The sequence below is a fragment of the Bifidobacterium sp. B4111 genome, from assembly GCF_026537235.1.
Classification (GTDB): domain Bacteria; phylum Actinomycetota; class Actinomycetes; order Actinomycetales; family Bifidobacteriaceae; genus Bombiscardovia.
Genome location: NZ_JAFNMO010000005.1, coordinates 107,887 through 129,472, shown reverse-complemented (window position 1 = coordinate 129,472; position 21,586 = coordinate 107,887). Strand labels below are relative to the sequence as shown.

Genomic DNA, 21,586 nt, shown 5'->3' with positions numbered 1-21,586 from the left:
CCCGGTTTCAAAGCCTAGGCAGGTAGTAGGCCAGCTCGTAGGGGGTGACCTGCCGGCTGTACCCGGCCCACTCCCGGTGCTTGTTGCGCAGGAAATACTCGAAGGTCTGCTCGCCCAGCACCTGGGCCACGAAGTCCGACTTCTCCATGACCTTCAGCGCCGCGTCCAGGCTGTCAGGCAGGGGTTCGATGCCCAAGGCCTGACGCTCAGCGTCGGTCAGCTCCCAGACGTCGTCGCTGGTGGGCTCGCCCAGAGTCATCTTCTGCTCGATCCCGTCCAGGCCGGCAGCCAGCAGCACCGAGTATGCCAGGTAGGGGTTGGCCCCTGGATCCAGCCCGCGGAACTCCATCCTGGCCGAGTTGCCCTTGCCGGGCTTGTACTGGGGTATGCGCAGGAGGGCGGACCGGTTGTTGTGCCCCCAGCAGACGTAGCTGGGCGCCTCGGCCCCGCCCCAGAGCCGCTTGTATGAGTTGACGTACTGGTCGGTCACCGCGCAGATCTCAGCCGCATGGGCCAGGATGCCGGCTGCAAACTGCCGGGCCGTCTGGGACATGTTGAACTCCTGGCCCACCTCGTAGAAGGCGTTGGTGTCGCCCTCGAACAGGCTCAGATGGGTGTGCATGCCCGAGCCCGGCTGGTCGGTGAAGGGCTTGGGCATGAAGCTGGCGTAAATCCCCCGCTCCAGGGAGATCTCCTTGACTACGGTCCTGAAGGTCATGATGTTGTCGGAGGTGGTCAGGGCGTCAGCATAGCGCAGGTCGATCTCATTCTGACCCGGTCCGGCTTCGTGGTGGGAGTATTCCACCGAGATGCCCATCTGCTCCAGCATGTTGACGCAGGCCCGGCGGAAGTCCATCCCCGGGCTGCGGGGCACGTGGTCGAAGTAGCCGCCCTCGTCGATAGGGGTCGGGGTCTGGGACCAGTCATCCTGGTTTTCAAACAGGTAGAACTCAATCTCCGGATGCGTGTAGAAGATGAAGCCCTTCTCCTTGGCCTTGGCCAAGGCCCGCTTGAGCACGTGCCGGGGATCCCCGCTGCTGGGCTCGCCGTCCGGGGTGAGCACGTCGCAGAAGATTCGCGCTGTGCCCTGCGGCCCTCCCCTCCAGGGAAGTATCTGGAAGGTGGATGGGTCGGGCTTGACGATCATGTCGTCCTCGGAGACCCTGGTCATGCCCTCGATGGCCGAGCCGTCAAAGCCCAGTCCCTCCTCGAAGGCCACCTCCAGCTCGGTAGGCGCTATGGCCACCGACTTCAGGGTTCCCAAGACGTCGGTGAACCAGAGGCGAATGAACCGGACATCGCGCTCCTCGACAGTGCGCAGCGCGAACTCCTCTTGTTTATCCATAGAGCTTATGCTCCCATTCCTATATTTCGCAGACTTGCTTATAGCGTTAACAATGCCCCGAGACCAGGTCCAGCGCCTGCTCCAGGGTGAAGGCCCCTTCATAAAGGGACTTGCCCAGAATAGCGCTGTCCACGCCCCGATCGACCAGGTCCAGGATGTGACTCAGGTCATCCAGACTGGAGATGCCCCCGGAAGCGGTCACCTTGGCCGGAGTCCGGTCAGCCACCTGGCCCAGCAGATCCAGGTTGGGGCCGGTCATCATCCCATCGCAGGTCACGTCGGTGACCACGTACCGGCTGCACCCGTCCCGGTCCAATCGTTCCATGGCCTCGAAGAGATCTCCGCCCTGTCTGGTCCAGCCCCGGGCGGCCAGGGTGTGTCCACGCACGTCCAAACCCACGCAGACTTTCTGTCCGTAGCGAGCCAGGACCTGGCTGGTCCACTCCGGATCCTCCAGGGCCGCCGTGCCGATGTTGACCCGGGTGGCACCGGCATCCAGGGCGGCCTTCAAGCTGGCGTCGTCGCGGATGCCGCCGCTGAGCTCCACCTTGACGCGATCGCCCAGCTGGTTGACCAGGGCGGCCAACTTGTCACGGTTGTCTCCGGTACCGAAAGCCGCATCCAGGTCGACCAGGTGGAGCCACTCGGCACCCTGGTCGACCCAGGCCTTGGCTGCATCGGCAGGCTCGCCGTAGACCTTCTCGGAGCCGGAGACCCCTTGCCTGAGACGGACCGCCTTTCCGTCGCGGACATCGACAGCGGGTAGCAGCGTCAGCATCTTCATTCACCTTTCTCGGAGGGGAGTCCGGAAGCCCCGGGAAGGGTCCGCACCCAATTGGTCAGCAACCGTGCCCCGGCCTGACCGGACTTTTCCGGATGGAACTGAGTGGCGCTCAAGGGACCGCACTCATAGGCAGCCACGAACCTGCTGCGCCCATAGGTGGCCCAGGTAACCAGCGGTTCACCAAAAGTGACGCCCTGTGAGGTCTTGCCTGACTCCGGCTGGCTGCCGCTTTGTTCATTCAACGCCGAAACTCGTAGGGCCAGGTCGTGCTGTGTCTCGCCGGCCCGGTCATCCCCCTGCACCGCCATAGCTGCATAGGAGTGGACGAAGTAGAAACGCTGATCCTGAACCCCCGCCAGCAGTTGTGTTCCCTGAGGTGCCTGGACATGATCCCAGCCCATATGGGGCACGACATCAGCATCCAGCTTGGTCACCCGACCGGGGATCAGGCCCATTCCGGGTTCGCTGCGGCCATCCTCGTCCCCGAACTGGAACATGATCTGAAGACCTATGCAGACCCCTAGAACCGGTAGACCCTGGGTCAGGCGGTCCAGGATGATCCGATCGCCGCCGACGGCGCGTAACCCCGCCATGCAGGCCCCGTAAGCCCCCACGCCGGGAATGACCAGGCCGTCGGCCTTCATGGCCAGGTCTTGGTCGGCGCTGATTTGGGCATCTACCCCCAGCTGGGAGAGGGCATGCACCATGGATCTGACATTGCCGAACCCATAGTCAAGCACCTGTATCCTGGTCATGTTCCTCCTAGCAGGTCTTTGGTCTCAACGATTACTCGACGCGACCCTGGCGGGTCGATCCTCCGGCCCCGAACCTGGTGTGCGAAGCGATGATGCCCATGGCCTTCTCGCGGTTGTACTCCCCCGAGTCGAAGATGGTGGCCCCATCCTGGCGCAGCCTGTCCACCGTAGTGGTCCCGATCATCAGGTCCTCCACGAAGTCGGCGGTAGCGGCAAAGAGAATGGGCGGCGCAAGCGTTTGCCCCGACTGTCCGCTGATCCAGAGGGTCACTTCGAGCTTGTCGGCCCTGTTGACCGCCAGGATGGCGCTGAGCCCGGATACGACGGTAGTCAGATCGCGGATGGCTGCCTCGGGTCCGTCACCGTCCAGGTTTCTCAGGACGGCCACGGCACCCTCACGGGCCTGAATGCACCAGGCCGAGATATCGGAGATTTGGCAGAAGGCCGCCAGAAGCTCTGCCGAAGCCAGACGGGTCACCATGACGGCGGCCTTGGCCCGGTTGCCGATCAGGCCTTCCAGTTCCTGATCGAAATCGGCAGCAACACCATCAGTCCCATCTGGTTCCACCGACGATTCGTCAGTGGGCGCAGAATCCGAACCAGCCTCGTCATCCACTCCTGATGCAGACCGTTCAACAGGTTGATCCGCTTGATCCTGGCCCTCATTGAACTCGGCCTCAAAGCTGGCCAGGGCCCGCTCGACCTCCTCCTCGCTCAGATGATGGCCGGAATCCGGCAGGTCCTGATCCTTGCCGTCCTTGTTATCGTGTTCATCAGCGCTCATAGCGACCCCTTGGTGCTGGGGATGCCCTTCACCCTGGGATCAGGCTCCACAGCAAAGCGCAAGGCCCTGGCCAGGGCCTTGAACTCAGCCTCGGCAATGTGGTGCGGATCCCTGCCCGACAAAAGAATCAGGTGCAGGCAGATGCCGGCGTGCAGGGCGATGGACTCCATGACGTGCCTTACCAGGGAGCCGGTGAAGTGCCCGCCGATCATGGCGTACTCGAACCCTTCCGGTTCGCCGGCGCAGACCGCATAGGGCCTGCCGGAAATGTCGACCACGGCTCGGGCCAGAGCCTCGTCCAGGGGAACAGTGGCGTCAGCGAAGCGCTTGATGCCCCGCTTGTCCCCCAAAGCTTGGGCCAGGGCCTCGCCAAAGACGATGGCCACATCCTCGACGGTGTGGTGGACGTCGATCTGTGTGTCCCCGCTGGCCTTGATGGTCAGGTCAATCAGGGAATGCCTGCCCAAGGCCGTCATCATATGGTCATAGAAGGGAACTGAGGTGTCGATGTCGGTCACTCCGGTGCCATCCAGGTCCAGACTCAGACTCACCTTGGATTCACTGGTCTGGCGGGTGATGGTGGCTGTTCTGCCTGCCATTGCTGCTCCTCCGCTTTCTTGCCGCGCATTCCAGTCCGCACTGCGGCTCCTGCACGGCATCTAGACCACCAGCATAGCCGTGCCGCTGGTCTGATCCTTCAGAACCGCTTGAGGACATGGACCAGGGTTTGACGGAATCGCTCCATCTCCGCGTCCGTGCCCATGCAGACCCTCAGGTAGCCCTGAGGACCGACGGCCCGGATCAGCACGCCTTCATCCTTCATGGCCTCGAAGATGGCATCGCGGTCGGGGAAGGTACCGAAGAGGATAAAGTTGGAGGCCGAGGGGACCACGGTCAAGGGACGACCATGGAACTTCTGTCCGGCCAGCCACTCAGCGGTTTCCCGACGGGTCTGGCGAAGCTGATCCACCCGAGCCAGCTGGAGGTCGGTGTGCTCCAGGGCAGCCAGGGCCGCAGCCTGGGTCAGGGCGCTCAGGTGGTAGGGCATACGAACGATGCGGACCGCGTCAACTATTCCCCTGGATGCTGCCAGGTAGCCCACCCTGGCGCCGGCGAAGGCGAAGGCCTTGGACATGGTCCGGGTGACTGCCAGATGGTCGTACTGCCCGATCAGACTGACCGCCGAGGGCGTGCCCGGGTCTCGGAACTCGATGTAGGCCTCATCCACGACCACGATGGGCTGGGCGGACTTATCCGCGCCCGCTACAGGGACCTTGGAGCAGGCCTCCAGGAGCCTGGTCAGCTGATCCATGGGCAGGGGCGTCCCCGTGGGATTGTTGGGGCTGGTGACCAGGACCATGGCGGGGCCTAGCGTCTTGATGCGCTCGATGGTCGTTTCAATATCCAGGCTGAAATCAGGCTGCCGATGAGCCAGCTCCCAGTCTGTGAAGGTGTCTCTGGCGTACTCGGGATACATGGAGTAGGTCGGATCGCAGCCCAAGGCGATCCTGCCCGGTCCACCGAAGGCCTGGAAGAGCTGGAGCATGATCTCGTTGGACCCGTTGGCCGCCCAGATCTGCTCGGGTTGGAGCGAGGTCCCTGACTCCTTCTTCAGATAGGCAGACAAGGCCCGCCGCAGATCCTCATGCTCCCTGTCCGGATAGCGGTTGAGACCGGGGGCCGCCTGGCGCACACGCTGGCAGATGGCATCGACCACCTCCTGGTCCAGGGGGTAGGGGTTCTCGTTCACATTCAGACAGACCGGGACATCCAGCTGGGGGGCGCCATAGGGCTCCTCCCCTACCAAGTCCCTACGGAGGGGAAAATCGGCAGGTATGGCACTCACCGCAGACCGGCATTCTCTTCGTTGGCTTCCAGGTCGGCCTTGTCGTAGGGATCCTCCAGGAACCGGCTCAGGACGCACTCGCCATGGGCGGGCAGATCCTCGGATACGGCGAAATCATTGATCTTGGCTGCGATGGGCTTGAGCCCTTCCTGGTCATATTCGATGACTTCGACAGGTTTCATGAAGGTGTGGACGCCCAGGGCCACGTCGAACCGGGCGGTGCCGCCGGTGGGCAGGACGTGGTTGGACCCGGACATGTAGTCGCCCAAGGGCACAGGAGCGTAAGGACCGCGGAAGATGGCCCCTGCATTCCGAATCCGGTCGATGACGGCATCAGGATCGGCCGTCTGAACCTCCAGATGCTCGGCGGCATAGGCATTGGCCACGTCGATGGACTGGTCGATTCCGTCGGTCAGGATGATTCCCGACTGGTTGCCGCCCAGGGAGGTGCGCACCCGGTCGGCGTGCTCGGTCCTAGGCACCCTGCGATCCAGGGCCTCCTGAACGCCCTGGGCCAGGTCCTGGCTGTCGGTGATCAGCACCGAGCCGGCCAGCTCGTCATGCTCGGCCTGTCCGATCAGGTCTGCTGCCACCCAGTCGGGGTTGGCCTGGCCGTCGGCTAGAATAGCGGTTTCCGTGGGTCCTGCCACGGCATCGATTCCCACCATGCCGGAGACCATCTGCTTGGCCGTCGCAACAAAGATGTTGCCCGGGCCTGTGATCTTATCGACCGGGTCGCAGAGAATCTCCCCGTCCTGAGGTTCCGACCCCTTGGCCCCGTAAGCAAACATGGCTATAGCCTGGGCACCGCCCACGGCATAGACCTCATCCACGCCCAGGATGGCACAGGTGGCCAGGATGATGGCCGCTGGCAGACCACGGGGATCGTCAGAGGCGGGCGGAGTGGCCACGGCCAGGGAATCGACGCCGGCCACCTGGGCGGGCACCGCGTTCATGATGACCGAGGAAGGATACAGGGCCTTGCCTCCCGGCACGTAGAGACCTACGCGTTGGACCGGGATCCACCGCTCGCTGACCCGGGCACCGGGTGCCAGGTCGGTGGCCATGGGCTTGGGCACCTGGGTGGTGCAGACCTTGCGGATGCGGGTAACGGACTCCTCGATTGCCGCCCTGACCTTGGGATCAAGCCCCTCCAAGGCCTTCTGCATGGCCGATGCCGGGACCCTCAGATCATGGGGACGCACATGGTCGAACCTCTCCTCCAGGTCACGCAGGGCAGCGGCCCCATGCTCGCGCACCCGGTCCAGTATGGGCTGCACCTGGGCGCTGGCCTCCCGGGTACCCATATCGGCACGGGGCATGGCGGCGAGAAGTTGGGCGCGGGACATGGTTTTCCCGCGCAGATCCATGGTTCTCATCATGAGCTTTGTCATACTTTGATGGTAGTGAACTTTTGTGTCGCCAAAGCCAGTGACTGACCACCGTCCCAAATGGTGAGACGGTTTCGGGCGCGTCCTAGGCCGACGGCAGGCAGGAGGGCCCGAACACCGACTTGATCTCGGCCATCATGGAGGTGTCGTGCCCGGTGCGGAATCCGTCGCCAAAGGTCAGCAGACGGACGTTGCCCCGGTCGTCGGTGACGGCCAGGCGGACCTGGCAGTAGCCGGGGTGGGACTTGAGTATCCGGGCCAGCCGCTCCATGTGCCCCCGATCCAGGGCCTGCCTGGGCAGGGTGATGGTCAATGGCCGCTCGTCCGCCGACTCCAGGACGGGCACCTCCATATCGTTGACGCGGATATTGGTGGCCTCATCGCGCAGCTCGACCAACCCCCTCACTCGGATGACCGAGTCCAGGGCCAGGTCGTCGGAGTGGGCGTCGTAGACCTTGCCGAAGAACATGCATTGGATGGAGCTCTCCAGGTCCTCAATGGTGACGATGGCCCAGGGATTGCCCTTCTTGGAGACCCGTCGGTCCACTGCAGTGACCAGCCCGGCCAGGGTCACCGCCTTGCCGTCCATGCCCTTGGACCGGTTGAGCAGCTGGGCGATGGACATGTCGCGCATGCCGGCCAGAATCGAGGTCATGCCGCTCAGCGGGTGGTCAGACACATACAGACCCAGCATCTGCCGCTCGAAGTTGAGCTTGGTTGACTTGTCCCACTCGTCGATGTCGGGCACAGTCACCTGGGCGTCGCCCAATGCGTCCTGCTGGGGCGCGCCGTCATCGGCATCGGCGAAGAGGTCGAACTGGCCCTCGGCCTGCTTGCGTTTGATGGGCATGACCTGGTCGACGGCCTCGTCGTGGATCTGGAAAAGAGCCCTTCGGTTGGGGTCGATGCCATCGAAGGCACCGCCTTTGATCAGGGATTCCACGGTTCGCTTGTTGAGCACCTCCATGGGCACCCGCTTGACGAAGTCCATGAAATTGACATACTTGCCCCGAGGTCCCTGGCGCTCCTTGATGATGTCCGCAACCGCCTTGTCGCCCACATTGCGGATGGCCCCCAGACCGAAGCGAACCACGTCGCCGACAGCGGAATACTCGGCCACGGACTCGTTGATGTCAGGCGGCAGAATGCGGATGCCCATCCTTCTGGCCTCGCCGAGGTAGAGGGCGGTCTTGTCCTTGTTGGTCCGCTCGTTCTGCAGCAGGGCGGCCATGAATTCCACCGGATAGTGGGTCTTCAGGTAGGCGGTCCAGTATGCGATCAGGGCGTAGGCTGCCGAGTGCGCCTTGTTGAATGCGTAGCCGGAGAAGGGCACCAGGACGTCCCAGACCGCCTGGGCGGCCTCCTGGGAGTAGCCGTGCGCCTTCATGCCCTCAAAGAAGGGCACCTGCTCCTTGGCCAGGACGTCGGGCTTCTTCTTGCCCATGGCCCTTCGCAGCACATCGGCTCGGCCCAGGGAGTACCCGGCCAGAATTCGCGCTGCGGACTGGACCTGCTCCTGGTAGACGATCAGGCCGTAGGTCTCGTCCAGCACGCCCGCCAGGGGCTTGGCCACCTCGGGGTGGATGGGCTCGATCTTCTGCAGTCCGTTCTTGCGCTTTGCATAGTTGATGTGCGAGTTCATATCCATGGGCCCCGGCCGGTAGAGGGCGATCAGGGCGGAGATGTCGTTGAAGTTGTCGGGCTTAAGCATGCGCAGCAGGGATCGCATCCCGTCGCCATCGAGCTGGAAGACGCCCAGGGTGTCGCCCCGGGACAGCAGTTGGTAAGTCTCCTTGTCATCCAAGGGGACCTTCTCGATGCTGATGGGCTCCTTGCCGTTGCGCTCGATGTTGGTGACCGTGTCCCTGATGACCGTCAAGTTGGACAGCCCCAGGAAGTCCATCTTGACCAGCCCCAGGGTCTCGCAGGTGTGGTACTCGAAGGTGGTGGTCACCGTGCCGTCGGTGCGCTCCATCAGCGGTGAGGTATTGGTGATGGGATTGGAGGCCATGATGGTGGCACAGGCGTGCACACCGGTCTGGCGGATGATGCCCTCGATGCCCTTGGCCTCCTCGGTGATCCGCTTGACATCCGGGTTGGACTCGTACAGATCGCGGAACTCCTTGGCCTCCGGGTAGCGCTTGGACTGGGGGTCGAAGATCTCCTTGAGGCTCATGTCCTTGCCGTTGACCGTAGGCGGCAGGGCCTTGGTGACCTGGTCGCCAACGGAGTACTCGTAGTCCATGATCCTGGCTGAGTCCTTCAAGGCCTGTTTGGTCTTGATGGTGCCGTAGGTCACGCACTGGGCCACCTTGTCGGAGCCGTACTTGCGGCCCACATAGTCCAGGACCTTCATGCGCCCCTCGGGGTCGAAGTCCACGTCGATATCAGGCAGGGAGACGCGCTCGGGGTTGAGGAAGCGCTCGAAGATCAGCCCGTGCTTGAGCGGGTCCAGCTCGGTGATGCCCATGGCGTAGGCCACCATGGATCCTGCCGCCGATCCACGGCCCGGCCCCACCATGATTCCGTGGTTCTTGGCCCAGTTGATGTAATCGGCCACGACCAGGAAGTATCCGGTGAACTGCATCTGGCAGATGACGCCGCACTCGTAGTCAGCCTGGTGGGAGACCTCCTCGGGCACCCCGTCCGGGTAGCGGTTCTTCAACCCCTCGTCCACCTTCTTCAGGAAGAGGGAGGTTTCGTCCCAGCCCTCCGGGCATTCGAAGCGGGGCATGAAGGCCCCGTCCTCGTGGTCGTCGAACATGACGTTGCAGCGTTCCGCGATCTCCAAGGTGTTGTCGCAGGCTTCTGGGAACTCCTTGAAAATCTCGCGCATCTCCTGGGCGGAGCGAATGTAGTAGCCGCTGCCATCGAACTTGAAGCGGCCGGGGTCGGTCAGCCGGGACCCCGAGTTGATGCAGAGCAAGGCATCCTGGGCCGAGGCATCGTCCTTGCGCACATAGTGCGAATCGTTGGTGGCCACCAGGGGTGCATCCAGACGACGCGCGATCTCCAGCAGATCCTTGGTCACCCGATGTTCGATCTCCAGCCCGTGGTCCATCAGCTCCACGTAGTAATTGTCCTTGCCGAAGATGTCCTGGAACTCCCCGGCGGCCCTCAGGGCCTCGTCGAACTGGCCCAGCCTCAGTCTGGTCTGAACGATGCCAGATGGGCAGCCAGTGGTGGCGATGACCCCCTGGTGATAGGTGGACAGCAGATCCTTGTCCATGCGGGGCCACTTGCCCACCAAGCCCTCCAGGTTGGCCACCGAGGAAGCCTTGATCAGGTTGACCAGGCCTGTGTCGTCACTGGCCCAGAGGGTCATGTGGGTGATGAAGCCGCCGCCGGAGACGTCGTCAGAACGCTGTTCGTCGGTTCCCCAGTGGACCCGGCTTTTGTCTTGGCGGGCAGTCTCAGGGGTCACGTAGGCCTCGATGCCGATGATGGGCTTGATGTCGGCATCCACGGCCGTCCGCCAGAGCTCGTAGGCCCCGTGCATGTTGCCGTGGTCGGTGATGGCCACGGCCGGCTGCTCCAAGCGACTCACCTCGGTTACCAGATCGGGAATCCTGCTGGCCCCGTCCAAGGTGGAATAGTGGGTGTGGGTGTGAAGGTGAACGAAGTCTGACCGGGTTGAGGACATATCTCCAACCTACCCAGATCCCTGGCCGAATCGCCGGAGTCCGCTAGCTGCGTATACCAGTGGCGCTCTGACGCTCGATCTGTAGGGAGCGGCGCAGATCAGCCGGGTAGGAGGAGACCACCTGGGTCCAGATTTTGGTGCGCGGATGGCGGAATTCCAAGCGCATGGCATGCAACCACTGCCGCTTCAGGCCCAGTCTGTCCGCCAGGTCGGGGTTGGCCCCATACATGTGGTCGCCCACCAGGGGATGACCTATGGAGGAGAAGTGCACACGTATCTGATGGGTACGCCCGGTCTCCAGATTGACGCTGACCAGGGTAGCCGAGCCGAAGCGCTCCAGCACATCCCAGTGGGTGATGGCCTCCTTGCCGGCAGGCGTGACCGTAAAGCGGAAGTCCGAGACGCGTGCCCGTCCAATGGGGGCCTCTATGGTGGCCTTGTCCTCGGTCAGGTTGCCCTGGACCAAGGCGTGGTAAATCTTGACCACCTCATGCCGGGCGAACTGCCGACGCATCTCCTTGTAGGCCAGGTCGGACTTGCAGACCAGCATAAGGCCGCTGGTGCCCGCGTCCAGGCGGGAGACGATGCCCTGACGGCCCTGGGCCCCCATGGAAGTGATGTGGGTGCCCCGCTGCAAAAGGCTGCCCAGAACGGTTGGGCCGGTCCAGCCTATGGAGGGATGGGCCGCCACCCCCACCGGCTTGTCTACGACTACCACGTCCTCGTCCTCGTAGACCACAGGCATGTCTTCGGCCACCGGCTCAACCTGTTTGGCTGGCTCGGGCTCGTCCAGCTCGATAAGATCACCGCCCATCAGGGTTGTGGCCTTGTTTACCCGACGGCCCATGATCCGCACATGGCCCTGGGCCACCAGATCGCTGGCCTTGGCCCTGGACAGGCCCAGCATCTTGGACAGGGCCATGTCCAGGCGCCGACCCACCAAGGCATCAGGCGCGGGAAGAAGCCGGGTCACTTGGCCGCTCCCCCATGATCCGGTGTCTTGTCCCTGTCGCTGAACCGCACATTGCAGATAATGAGCACCACTACGGCCATGCCTGCCAGGGTCAGATACACGTCGGCCACATTGCCCACCGACCAGCCGTAGTCCAGAAAGTCGACCACGGCACCGTCAAGAAAACCGGAAGCATAGGCCGCCCTGTCGATCAAATTGCCTGCTGCCCCGGAAAAGGCCAGGGAGAGGACCAGGGTCCAGACCATGGAGGTGGTGCGCAGAGCCAGAACAATGATAAGCAGACAGGCCGCCAGAGCAATAAGGGATATGACCCAGGTGCTCCCGGACCCCAATCCAAGCGAAGCCCCGGGGTTGCGCACCAGACGCAGGCCACGCAACGGTCCAGGCAGAGCCACTCTGATCCCGTTGCCCAGCCGTGCCACGGCCAGGGCTTTGGTCACCTGGTCCAGGGCTATGGCCACTGCCGCCAGAGCAACGAAGACGGCCACGCGCCCGCGCAGCCGTCTCTTGTATATGTTCTTGGTCATTACCGGATGGAATCAGTGGGGCTATTCAGGCTTCTTTTCCATGGACTGGTAATTGCTGGTGTCCGAGATCTGGTTGATCAGCTGGTTGAGGAACTCGGTCAGCTTGCTGCGGTAACCCGCCTCGAACTGCTTGAGCCCCTGGATGTTCTCCTCAAGAACCTTGGACTGATCCATGAGCTTGTTCTTGACATCGGCTGCATAGCGGTCCGCTCCGTCGCGAGTGTTCTTGTCGTACTCCTGAGCCCGGGTCTGCACCTGGGTTTCGTACTCGTCGGCCTGGGTGTGCTGGCGCTTGGAATAAGCGTCAGCATCGGAACGGGTCTTGACCGAGTACTCGTCAGCCTGGGAGCGTACACGCTGCGAGTAGCCATCAGCCTCGGAGTGCACTCGCTTGGAGTACTCGTCCACCTCGGCGCGGGTCCTCTTGGAGTAGTCCTCCGCTTTCTTGACGATGTCGTCGTGCCGGGCGTGGCCCTCAGCCACCAGCTGAGAAGCGTCGGCCTTGCCCTTGTCTACGTACTGGTCGTGCAGGGTCATAGCCAGGGAGATCATGGCAGTGGCCCTCTCGGGTTCGCTGACCTCGGCGCCAGCACCAGCAATCCGCTGCAGGCTGCCCGTTTCGGTGGAGGGCTCAGACTTGGAGACCTGCTGGCGCAGCTGCTCCTCGCGCTTGTGGGACTCCTCCAGCTGCTTGTTCAGCTGCTCAGTGCGTTGTTGCTGTTCCTGAGAGGCCTTCTGGGCCTGAGCGACCTGCTGGCGAGCCGCGGCCATGCTCTGCTTGGAGGCATTGAGCTGGCTGGTCAGAGCCTGGGCCTGCTGGCGGGCCTGGTCGCGCTCCTTTTGCATGGCGGTCAGCTGGTTGGTCAGAGCCTGGGTGTTGTTGCCCGCGGCGGCCTGGGCAGTCAGCTGGTCGATCTGCGAGTTGAGCTGCTCGACCTGACGTTTGAGCTGGTCGTTCTGGGAGGCCAGGGTCTTGACCTGACTCTGGGACTCAGCCAGGAGACGCTTGGTCTGGGCATCCACGGCAGGCTGCTGGGCGGCATTACCCTGGGCCTGCTTCAGATCCCGGTTTTCTGTCTGCAGGGATTCCACCTGAGCCGTCAGGTCAGAGATCTTGGAGTTCAGCGAGGCCACGTCGGTACCCAGGGACTGGGTGGAAGCGGTGTTGCCCTGCATGGCCTGCTTGCCCAAGGCTTCAACCGTGTCGGTGACCTGATCCAGGAAGTCGTCAACCTCGTCGACGTCGTAGCCTTCCTTGAACCGCACTGTCTGGAAGGTATGCTCCCTTATGTCATTAGGCGTCAATAGAGCCATATGTTTCTCCACCTCGCTTCAGGCCAACCAGCCCGATTGTGTTCTCTTACTGCATGCTAGCACGGAGTCTGCCGTATCCGCGGTCTTGCCTTTATCCCAGCAGCACCTGGATGATAATCAGGGCGGCATAGAGCACCATGAAGGAGACGTCGAGCTGGATCCTGCCCATGGGCAGGGGCGGGATGTACCGGCGCAGCCAGCGCAGGGGCGGCTCAGTCAAGGCATAGATGACCCGAATGAGCGAGGCCAGGAAGCCGCGGGGATACCAGCGAGGTGACAGAACCATGACCCAGTCCAGAATCATCCGCACGAATAGGATGAGCAGGTAGGTTTCAATGCAGATGTCTACCAGATATCGGATAAAGGGAACAAGCATGCGTCTTTAGGCTCCTGCGGACACGGCTGCCAGAGGGTCGGTCACTGGGCGAAAAGCCCCTTGGCCGAAGAGCCTGATTCGGGCTCCTCCACCTTGATGTTGACCTGTGCAGGACTGAGCAGGAAGACCCTGGGGGTGACCCGCTCGATGGATCCACGCACCCCGAAGACCACGCCGGCTGAGAAATCGACGATCCTATAGGCCACCGACTCGGACACGCCAGTCAGGTTGAGGACCACCGGCACCCCATCCCGCAGGGCCCTGCCGACCATCTGGGCATCCTCATAGGACTTGGGATGGATGGTGGTGATGCGGTTGATCCGGCTCTTGAAGGGCGTGGACTCGGTCTCCTGGCTGCTGGACGTGGATTGCGGAGCCATGGGAGTCACAGAGTGATCAGTGTCGAAGCCATCGCTGGCCTCTTCATCGTCGGCCAGGTCGTCGTCATCGTCGTCCACGACATCCGACATGCCGAAAAAGGACATTGCGTTCTTCATCAATCCTGCCATACCTGCTCCTTCGCCTGATTACCGCAGAAAGTCAGGGATATCCAGATATCCCGGGTCGGAGGTGCCGTCATCGCCGGAGGCAGGGGGCACCACATCGTGTTCGGAGGTCTCATCGGACTCCGCCTGGACAGACGGGGTCGTCAGTGGCTGCTGGGGCTCCTGGACCGGAGTGGCCGCCGTAGGTGTGGTGGTCGCGTCCACTGCAGGGGCCGGAGTCTCATCTTTCTTTGGGGTGGGATCGAATCCGGCGGCGATGACCGTGACCCGCACCTCGTCCCCGTAAGCGTCGTCCAGGGCCAGGCCCCAGATGATCTGCGCCTCGGGATGGATGGCATCCTGGACCAGCTGGGCGGCTGCAGATGCCTCCTGCATGCTCAGGTCGGTGGGGCCGGCCACGTTGATCAGGGCCCCATGGGCACCTTCGATGCTCTCCTCCAAGAGCGGAGAGGAGATGGCGATCTCGGCGGCCTGGGTGGCTCGATCCTCGCCCCTGGCTGCGCCGATGCCGAAGAGGGCTGTGCCGGCGTCCTTCAAGATGGCGGTGACATCGGAGAAGTCCACGTGAATGTAGGAGTTCATGGTGATTAGGTCGGTGATGCCCTGAACGCCGGCCAGCAGGGCCGTGTCGGCTGTCTTGAAGGCATCCATGACCGAGACCGTGCGATCCGAGAGGTCCAGAAGCCGGTCATTAGGGATAACGATGAGGGCATCGACCTCCTTGCGCAGGTTCTCGATGCCCGATTCGGCGGAAGCGGAGCGCCTGGGCCCCTCAAAGGTGAAGGGACGGGTGACCACGGCGATGGTGAGCGCGCCTTGCTGACGGGCTGCACGCGCAACCAAGGGGCTGGCACCGGTGCCTGTGCCGCCGCCCTCCCCTGCAGTGACGAAGACCATATCGGCGCCCTTGAGGACCTCTTCGATGTCGGACTGATGATCCTGGGCAGCCTTGGCGCCCTTCTCCGGATCAGCTCCGGCTCCCAGGCCGCGGCTGTTCGCATCAGAAAGGGAGATCTTCACATCGGCTTCTGAGCGCAGGAGATCCTTGGCATCGGTATTGATGGCCACAAACTCGACATTCTGCAGGCCTTCGGCAATCATGCGATTGACAGCATTGCCACCGGCTCCACCAACACCAACGACCTTGATGTTGGTCTTGTCATTGAAATTGTCATTCTGGGCAATCTCGCTCACAGTATGCTCCCGTCACTCACGTTACGCTCAACTCTAGCGCAGGTCATATACGCCAACACGCATTTGCCCACAGGCGTTCCGACCCTCCCTGACGGCCGTGGGCCTAGGGTCCGGGAGGTCAGAGCCAACCGCCCCAGCCTTCCGAAAGAACCTCCACGCCGTTCTGTCCGTATTCTAAACCCTGATTCTAGACCCGGATGCGCATGGTTGGTGACGGGAATATTTCCAGCTTCAGTAGGAGGCATCCATAGGGTCGTTGCCGAAGAGCGTTTCGCGCTCCTGATGAGTGGTGGTCCGAGAATCCAGCCAGCCATAGGGCAGGCGGACCTTCTTGGCATAGCGAACCCGACCCCGAGGCTTGCCGGCCACGGCCTGCGGATAGGGCATGTCCTGGTCCAGGTCAGCGATGCAGCGGTCCATATCCTCCAGGCTCTCGCAGGCCATGAAGTCGCGGCGCACCTGGCCGCCCACGGCGAAGCCCTTCAAATACCAAGCCACGTGTTTGCGCATATCATGGACCGCCATACGCTCGTCGCCGTCGTAGAACTCGACCAGGAGTCGGGCATGGCGGGCCACGATAGCCCCAACCTGGCCCAAAGTGGGCTCCTGCCGCTCCGGGGAGCCGGCTAAGGCTGCCGCTATGTCGGCAAAGAGCCATGGACGGCCCTGACAGCCCCGGCCAATGGCCACGCCTGCACAGCCGGTCTGAGCGAACATGTCCAGGGCATCCTCGGCGGTCCAGATGTCGCCGTTGCCGAAGACAGGGATGTCTATGGCCTGGGCAAGCTCGGCGATCCGGTCCCAGTCGGCATGGCCGCCATAGTATTCAGCTGTAGTTCTGGCGTGCAGGGTGACGGCGGCGCAGCCTTCCTCCTGGGCGATGTGGGCCGCCTCCATGAAGGTCTCGTGCTGATGATCGATGCCCACCCGGATTTTTGCAGTGACGGGGATTCCGGCAGGCGAACAGACAGCGACAACACGATGGACCAGTTCAGCAAAGAGGTCAGTCTTCCAGGGCAGGGCGGACCCGCCGCCATGCCTGGTGACCTTGGGGACCGGACAGCCGAAGTTCATGTCGATATGATCGGCCCACCCTGCATCGACCACCATCCGGGTGGCCTGCTCCATAATCTGCGGGTCTACCCCGTACAGCTGCAGGGAGCGCACCTTTTCCTGAGGGGCGAAGCGACAGAGCCTGAATGCCTTGGGATTGCGCGCCACCAAGGCCCGGGCCGTCACCATCTCCCCCACATACAGTCCGTCAGGTCCGTACTCGCGGCAGAGCAGACGGAAGGGCCAGTTGGTCACGCCCGCCATGGGCGAAAGCATGACCGGCACAGGCACGGTTATCGGGCCCAGCTGCACCGAAGCAACCTTCGGGGTCGGGCGATCAGCCTCAGTACCGGCCACCGGCCTCGGCCACCTTGATGGGTTCGCTCTCGTCCGTGCCCGGCTCGCTGGCCAGGTCCGTGTAGCCGTCAGCGGCACGTGAGCCGGTCAGGTCGGATGGGCCCATGGGGTAACGCACCCGCTGCTCGCCAACGACCCGGCGCACATAGTCCTCCACCTGGTCCAGGGCCACGCGGTCCTGCTGCATGGAGTCGCGGTTGCGGATGGTGACCGCTTTGTCGTCCAGGGTGTCGAAGTCCACGGTGATGCACAGGGGGGTGCCGATCTCGTCCTGGCGACGGTAGCGGCGTCCGATGGCGCCGGACTCGTCGTAGTCCACCATCCACTCGTTCTGGCGCAGGTCGGCGGCCAGGTCATGGGCAATCCGCTGCAGATCGGGCTTCTTGGACAGGGGCAGGACGGCAGCCTTGACCGGGGCCAGCCTCGGGTCCAGACGCAACACGGTGCGCCGGTCGACCCCGCCCTTGGTGTTAGGAGCCTCGTCCACGTCATAGGCATCCACCAGGAAGGCCATCAGCGAGCGCGTCAGACCGGCCGCAGGCTCGATCACGTAGGGGATGTAGCGTTCCCCGCTGGCCTGGTCGTAGTAGCTCAGATCCTCGCCCGAGTGCTCGGCATGGGCCTTGAGGTCGTAGTCGGTGCGGTTGGCCACACCCTCCAGCTCACCCCACTCGGAGCCCTGGAAGCCGAACCGGTACTCAATATCCACAGTCCGCTTGGAATAGTGGGCCAGCTTTTCTTTGGGGTGTTCGTAGTGGCGCAGGTTCTCGGGCTTGACGCCCAGATCCACGTACCAGCGGGTTCTGGCGTCGATCCAGTACTGATGCCATTGTTCGTCGGTGCCGGGGTGAACGAAGAACTCCATCTCCATCTGCTCAAACTCCCGGGTACGGAAGATGAAATTGCCGGGCGTTATCTCGTTGCGGAAGCTCTTGCCCATGTTGGCGATGCCGAAGGGGGGCTTGGAGCGGGAGGAGGCCATGACGGACTTGAAGTCCACAAAAATGCCCTGGGCGGTCTCGGGACGCAGATAATGCAGGCTCTTCTCGTCCTGGACGGGTCCCAGGTGGGTCTGCAGCATCATGTTGAAATCGCGCGGCTCGGTCCACTGTCCCTTGGTGCCGCAGTCCGGGCAGGGAATGTCCTTGAGACCATTTTCCGGATCGTGGCCGTGCTTCTCGACGTAGGCCTCCTCCAGGGTGTCGGCCCGGTGCCGCTTGTGGCAGTTCAGGCACTCGATCAGGGGGTCATTGAAGACGGACACGTGGCCCGAGGCCTCCCAGACCGCCGTGGGCAGGATGACCGAAGTGTCCACGCCAACCACGTCGTCGCGGGTGACCACCATGGTCCGCCACCACTCACGCTTGATGTTGTCCTTGAGGGCCACGCCCAGGGGTCCGTAATCCCAGGCCGAGCGAGTGCCGCCGTAGATCTCCCCTGCGGGAAAGACGAATCCCCGGCGCTTGGCCAGGGAGATGACCTCATCCAGTTTCGATACTGCCACTGATCACACCTTCTGCTTGGGAACCCCTCCTGGGGGCATACGACCTGATGACCGGCCTCCAGCATACCTTCGGCTGGTGACCTGCTGTCAGCGTAGAGGCCTACCATCGAGACAGGTGCGGGAGGCCGCGCAGGTGGCCGCAGGGGACACCGGGCATCCTGCCTACGAACACACCAATCGATGTGGGAAGGTTCCCGATATGCCCGACATAAACGATTCATCCTACATGAATACCGTAGCCGAGGTCACGATCGCAACCTCAGGTCAGGGTGAAGAGCTGTCCACCTACGTGGCCCAGGTCATCAAGGTCATCAGGGATTCGGGACTGCCTAACCAGACCAATGCCATGAGCACCGTCGTCGAGGGGGATCTGCATCGGGTCATGGAGGTCGTGGAAGAAGCTGCACGGGTCCTGGCCGAGCAGGGGCATCGGACCAGCGTCAGCCTCAGGCTGGACATCCGTCCCGGCAAGCGGGATCAGATTCACGAGAAGGTGGAGCGAGTCAACCGGATTCTAGGCGGGAAAAACCGCTGAAACCCTGCCACTCAAGATCAGCCGGGCTGAAATCGCCTGAGCAAGTTAAGGTGTGCCCATGATCACGATGAAGCAGATCGCCGAACGCACAGGCGTATCCGTCTCCACAGTCTCTCTGGTGCTCAACGGCCATGACAAGGGCAGAGTCAAGTCGGAGACTGCACGGAGGGTGCGCAGTACAGCCAAGACCTTAGGCTATCGGCCCAATCCCATGGCCCGGTCGCTGCGCACCAGCAAGACCGGCATGCTGGGCTTCATCAGCGAAGAGGTGGCCACCACGCCCTATGCTGGCGCCATCATTCAGGGTGCGCAGGATGCGGCCGCTGAGCGTGGCTATGTGCTTCTCACTGTCTCCACCGATGGGGGCATCCGGGAAGCCGAGCAGATCCAGGCCCTGAAGCGCTATGGGGTGGACGGATTCCTCTTCGCCAAGATGTACGACCAGGATGTTGACCTGCCACAGTCTCTGCGCTCCTGCCCCGCCGTGGTGGTCAACGCGACGGAGCGGGCCAGCCGCTGTCCAAGCATAGCCCCTGACGAGTTTCTGATTGGCTACGATGCCACCCGCCACCTGATCGAGTCAGGCTGCCATCGGGTAGCCTACCTGGGCACCACACAGGATTTGCCGGCGCAAGAAGACAGAATGCGCGGATATCACACAGCTCTCAAGGAAGCTGGCCTGCCTACAAGCCAGACCTTGATCCGACTGGTCGGATTCAACCAGGATGCCATGGATCAGGCGGACGACCTGGTCGACGAACAGCACCCCGATGGGGTCTTCTGCTTCAATGATTCACGTTCGTTCTACCTCTACCAGGCCGCCGCAACCCGCCATCTGATCATCGGCAAGGACCTCAATCTGGTGGGCGTGGACAACCACCAGGTCGTCGCAGAAACCGCAGCACCCCCCTTGACTACAGTCGAACTGCCTCACTACGAGATGGGCTTCTGGGCAGTGCGACGACTGCTGGCGCAAATCAATCCCCGTCGCGTTGCTCTGCCCCTGCCCAAAACCCGTGCCGTCCTGCCGCCGCTTGATCAGGCTGGTGGAGTGCGCATTCATTGCGCCCTTATTCGCAAGGGCTCCACCCGCCTCGATGCCGCCTCGGACCCGGTCCCAGCTAGTCCCTAAAGCCAGAGTCACATCCCCCCCCCTTCCCTGTCGCAAGATGGTGAGCCAAGGCCGGATTCTGGCTGGCTTGGCGCCAGTCACCAATCAGTCAACATCCCCTGCTAGTTGCTCATCGTGTTCGACAGGAAGGCACAACAATCGTTAATCGTTTGACGTAAATCGATTGACGGCTTACTATACCTACCAGGTCCGCTCTGCACACAGAAAGTGCATCGGACTGGGAGACACTGCGGGGAAGCGGTGCACGACAAGGAAAGAGGGGCAGCATGGCCGCCAAATTATCGGCATGGAGGAATCCATCATATTTGGAATCCTCTACCGGAATATTCTTCTTCTTCTGCGCCTGGGGAGTCTGGTGGTCTTTCTACCAGCGGTGGCTGGTGACGGGACTTGGCATGACCAACACCCAGGTCGGCAACATATACTCCATCAATTCCGTGGCCACCCTGATCATCATGTTCGTCTACGGGGTCATTCAGGACGAGCTGGGCGTCAAGCGTCGGCTGGCCGTATTCATCGCCGCCATTGCCGCCCTGGTCGGGCCATTCGTCCAATTCATCTATGCGCCGCTCATGCGTACCAATATGATGCTGGGCGCCGTGCTGGGCGCCGTGGTCCTCTCGGCTGGCTTCATGTCCGGCTGTTCACTGATTGAAGCCATCACCGAACGTTACTCCCGCAAGTTCGGCTTCGAATACGGACAGTCCCGTGCCTGGGGCTCCTTCGGCTACGCCATAGTGGCACTGATCGCCGGCTTCGTCTTCAATATAAACCCCATGATCAACTTCTGGCTGGGCTCCGTCTTCGGCCTGTGCATGCTGCTGGTCTACGCCTTCTGGATCCCTGATGAGCAGCGCGAAGAGATCCACCGCGAATCGACCCCTGACGGTGAGAAATCCCAGCCTTCACTGAGAGATATGCTCCACGTACTGGGCATGCCGGCCCTCTGGCTGTTGATCGTCTTCATGATCTTCACCAACACCTTCTACACAGTCTTCGACCAGCAAATGTTCCCCACTTACTACGCCAACCTCTTTGCCACGCCGCAGTTGGGCAACCAGGTCTACGGCATCCTCAACTCATTCCAGGTCTTCCTGGAATCGGCCATGATGGGCGTCGTCCCCGTCATCATGCGCAAGATCGGCGTCCGCAACTCCCTGCTGCTGGGCGCTACGGTCATGTTCGCCAGAATCGGACTGTGCGGTTTCTTCCACGACCCGGTCATGGTCTCCATCGTCAAGCTTTTCCACTCCATCGAGGTCCCGCTCTTCAGCCTGCCGGCCTTCCGCTACTTCACACTGCACTTCAACCCCAAGCTGTCCGCCACCCTTTACATGGTGGGCTTCCAGATTGCCTCCCAGGTCGGCCAGGTGGCCCTGTCCACCCCGCTGGGCATGCTCCACGATCGCGCCGGCGACCGGGTCACTTTTTACACCATCTCATTGGTGGTGCTGGTCGCCCTGATTTACGGCACCTTCGTGCTCAAGCGCGACGACCAGCAGGTCGACGGCGATCCCTTCATCAGGGATTCCCGGAAGTCCGCCGTGACCCAAGGCTGATTCCCCAC

Annotated in this window: 19 protein-coding genes; 3 read left to right on the top strand and 16 right to left on the bottom strand. The window is 62.5% G+C overall.

The genetic code is table 11. From position 1 onward, the window contains the following. Nucleotides 1–7 precede the first annotated feature (7 nt). The 16 genes from glnA to J3T93_RS08525 all read right to left on the bottom strand — a co-directional run bounded on the left by glnA (nt 8) and on the right by J3T93_RS08525 (nt 18,352). Nucleotides 8–1,345, bottom strand: a complete 1,338-nt coding sequence (gene glnA / locus J3T93_RS08600; protein ID WP_267431331.1) for a type I glutamate--ammonia ligase — start codon at nt 1,343–1,345, stop codon at nt 8–10. A gap of 46 nt (nt 1,346–1,391) precedes the next feature. Then, nucleotides 1,392–2,123 (bottom strand): bifunctional 1-(5-phosphoribosyl)-5-((5-phosphoribosylamino)methylideneamino)imidazole-4-carboxamide isomerase/phosphoribosylanthranilate isomerase PriA, encoded by a 732-nt coding sequence (gene priA / locus J3T93_RS08595; protein WP_267400688.1) that lies wholly within the window; start codon nt 2,121–2,123, stop codon nt 1,392–1,394. A 2-nt stretch (nt 2,124–2,125) separates the two neighbouring features. After that, nucleotides 2,126–2,884, bottom strand: coding sequence for an imidazole glycerol phosphate synthase subunit HisH (gene hisH, locus J3T93_RS08590; RefSeq protein WP_267400691.1), 759 nt, complete (start codon nt 2,882–2,884; stop codon nt 2,126–2,128). Between the two features lie 31 nt (nt 2,885–2,915). Beyond that, on the bottom strand, nt 2,916–3,668 hold the full coding sequence (locus tag J3T93_RS08585) for a hypothetical protein (RefSeq protein ID WP_267400693.1): 753 nt from the start codon (nt 3,666–3,668) through the stop codon (nt 2,916–2,918). Beyond that, nucleotides 3,665–4,267: an imidazoleglycerol-phosphate dehydratase HisB gene (hisB, locus tag J3T93_RS08580; protein WP_267400695.1), complete on the bottom strand. Its 603-nt coding sequence runs from the start codon at nt 4,265–4,267 to the stop codon at nt 3,665–3,667. Before hisB ends, J3T93_RS08585 begins: the two co-directional genes overlap by 4 nt. A 98-nt stretch (nt 4,268–4,365) precedes the next feature. After that, a complete protein-coding gene (locus J3T93_RS08575) occupies nt 4,366–5,514 on the bottom strand; it encodes a histidinol-phosphate transaminase (protein WP_267431329.1) in 1,149 nt (382 codons plus the stop codon). Beyond that, a complete protein-coding gene (gene hisD / locus J3T93_RS08570) occupies nt 5,511–6,908 on the bottom strand; it encodes a histidinol dehydrogenase (RefSeq protein WP_267431328.1) in 1,398 nt (465 codons plus the stop codon). Before hisD ends, J3T93_RS08575 begins: the two co-directional genes overlap by 4 nt. A gap of 82 nt (nt 6,909–6,990) precedes the next feature. Beyond that, the gene (gene dnaE / locus J3T93_RS08565) at nt 6,991–10,548 is read right to left on the bottom strand and encodes a DNA polymerase III subunit alpha (protein WP_267431327.1); all 3,558 of its coding nucleotides are present in this window, start codon (nt 10,546–10,548) and stop codon (nt 6,991–6,993) included. Nucleotides 10,549–10,591: 43 nt separating this feature from the next. Further along, entirely contained in the window at nt 10,592–11,521 is a 930-nt protein-coding gene (locus J3T93_RS08560; protein ID WP_267400701.1) for an RluA family pseudouridine synthase, read from the bottom strand. Continuing rightward, nucleotides 11,518–12,048 (bottom strand): signal peptidase II, encoded by a 531-nt coding sequence (locus J3T93_RS08555; protein ID WP_267400702.1) that lies wholly within the window; start codon nt 12,046–12,048, stop codon nt 11,518–11,520. Before J3T93_RS08555 ends, J3T93_RS08560 begins: the two co-directional genes overlap by 4 nt. 21 nt (nt 12,049–12,069) lie before the next feature. Beyond that, nucleotides 12,070–13,362 (bottom strand): DivIVA domain-containing protein, encoded by a 1,293-nt coding sequence (locus J3T93_RS08550; RefSeq protein ID WP_267431326.1) that lies wholly within the window; start codon nt 13,360–13,362, stop codon nt 12,070–12,072. Nucleotides 13,363–13,453: 91 nt separating this feature from the next. Further along, the gene (locus tag J3T93_RS08545) at nt 13,454–13,738 is read right to left on the bottom strand and encodes a YggT family protein (RefSeq protein WP_220237037.1); all 285 of its coding nucleotides are present in this window, start codon (nt 13,736–13,738) and stop codon (nt 13,454–13,456) included. Nucleotides 13,739–13,779: 41 nt separating this feature from the next. Then, nucleotides 13,780–14,247 carry a cell division protein SepF gene (locus J3T93_RS08540; RefSeq protein ID WP_267431324.1) on the bottom strand — a complete coding sequence of 156 codons (468 nt, stop codon included), beginning with the start codon at nt 14,245–14,247 and terminating at the stop codon, nt 13,780–13,782. 18 nt (nt 14,248–14,265) lie between these two features. Further along, entirely contained in the window at nt 14,266–15,438 is a 1,173-nt protein-coding gene (ftsZ, locus tag J3T93_RS08535) for a cell division protein FtsZ (protein ID WP_267431323.1), read from the bottom strand. A 231-nt stretch (nt 15,439–15,669) separates the two neighbouring features. Then, complete coding sequence (gene dusB, locus J3T93_RS08530; protein ID WP_416378844.1) at nt 15,670–16,848, bottom strand: tRNA dihydrouridine synthase DusB; 1,179 nt, start codon at nt 16,846–16,848, stop codon at nt 15,670–15,672. Next, nucleotides 16,835–18,352 carry a glycine--tRNA ligase gene (locus J3T93_RS08525; protein ID WP_267431322.1) on the bottom strand — a complete coding sequence of 506 codons (1,518 nt, stop codon included), beginning with the start codon at nt 18,350–18,352 and terminating at the stop codon, nt 16,835–16,837. The genes dusB and J3T93_RS08525 overlap by 14 nt, the downstream gene beginning before the upstream one ends. A gap of 199 nt (nt 18,353–18,551) precedes the next feature. On the opposite strand from J3T93_RS08525, the gene J3T93_RS08520 reads away from it, so the two are divergent. The 3 genes from J3T93_RS08520 to J3T93_RS08510 all read left to right on the top strand — a co-directional run bounded on the left by J3T93_RS08520 (nt 18,552) and on the right by J3T93_RS08510 (nt 21,578). After that, the gene (locus J3T93_RS08520; protein WP_267431321.1) at nt 18,552–18,887 is read left to right on the top strand and encodes an MTH1187 family thiamine-binding protein; all 336 of its coding nucleotides are present in this window, start codon (nt 18,552–18,554) and stop codon (nt 18,885–18,887) included. Nucleotides 18,888–18,945: 58 nt separating this feature from the next. Further along, nucleotides 18,946–20,019 (top strand): LacI family DNA-binding transcriptional regulator, encoded by a 1,074-nt coding sequence (locus J3T93_RS08515; RefSeq protein ID WP_267431320.1) that lies wholly within the window; start codon nt 18,946–18,948, stop codon nt 20,017–20,019. 266 nt (nt 20,020–20,285) lie between these two features. After that, complete coding sequence (locus J3T93_RS08510; RefSeq protein WP_267431319.1) at nt 20,286–21,578, top strand: MFS transporter; 1,293 nt, start codon at nt 20,286–20,288, stop codon at nt 21,576–21,578. Nucleotides 21,579–21,586 lie beyond the last annotated feature (8 nt).

Bases quoted from the DNA above. Each gene is read 5' to 3' on its own strand.
- glnA (WP_267431331.1), bottom strand. From the start codon at position 1,345: ATGGATAAACAAGAGGAGTTCGCGCTGCGCACTGTCGAGGAGCGCGAT.
- priA (WP_267400688.1), bottom strand. From the start codon at position 2,123: ATGCTGACGCTGCTACCCGCTGTCGATGTCCGCGACGGAAAGGCGGTC.
- hisH (WP_267400691.1), bottom strand. From the start codon at position 2,884: ATGACCAGGATACAGGTGCTTGACTATGGGTTCGGCAATGTCAGATCC.
- J3T93_RS08585 (WP_267400693.1), bottom strand. From the start codon at position 3,668: ATGAGCGCTGATGAACACGATAACAAGGACGGCAAGGATCAGGACCTG.
- hisB (WP_267400695.1), bottom strand. From the start codon at position 4,267: ATGGCAGGCAGAACAGCCACCATCACCCGCCAGACCAGTGAATCCAAG.
- hisD (WP_267431328.1), bottom strand. From the start codon at position 6,908: ATGACAAAGCTCATGATGAGAACCATGGATCTGCGCGGGAAAACCATG.
- dnaE (WP_267431327.1), bottom strand. From the start codon at position 10,548: ATGTCCTCAACCCGGTCAGACTTCGTTCACCTTCACACCCACACCCAC.
- J3T93_RS08555 (WP_267400702.1), bottom strand. From the start codon at position 12,048: ATGACCAAGAACATATACAAGAGACGGCTGCGCGGGCGCGTGGCCGTC.
- J3T93_RS08550 (WP_267431326.1), bottom strand. From the start codon at position 13,362: ATGGCTCTATTGACGCCTAATGACATAAGGGAGCATACCTTCCAGACA.
- J3T93_RS08545 (WP_220237037.1), bottom strand. From the start codon at position 13,738: ATGCTTGTTCCCTTTATCCGATATCTGGTAGACATCTGCATTGAAACC.
- J3T93_RS08540 (WP_267431324.1), bottom strand. From the start codon at position 14,247: ATGGCAGGATTGATGAAGAACGCAATGTCCTTTTTCGGCATGTCGGAT.
- J3T93_RS08520 (WP_267431321.1), top strand. From the start codon at position 18,552: ATGCCCGACATAAACGATTCATCCTACATGAATACCGTAGCCGAGGTC.
- J3T93_RS08515 (WP_267431320.1), top strand. From the start codon at position 18,946: ATGATCACGATGAAGCAGATCGCCGAACGCACAGGCGTATCCGTCTCC.
- J3T93_RS08510 (WP_267431319.1), top strand. From the start codon at position 20,286: ATGGCCGCCAAATTATCGGCATGGAGGAATCCATCATATTTGGAATCC.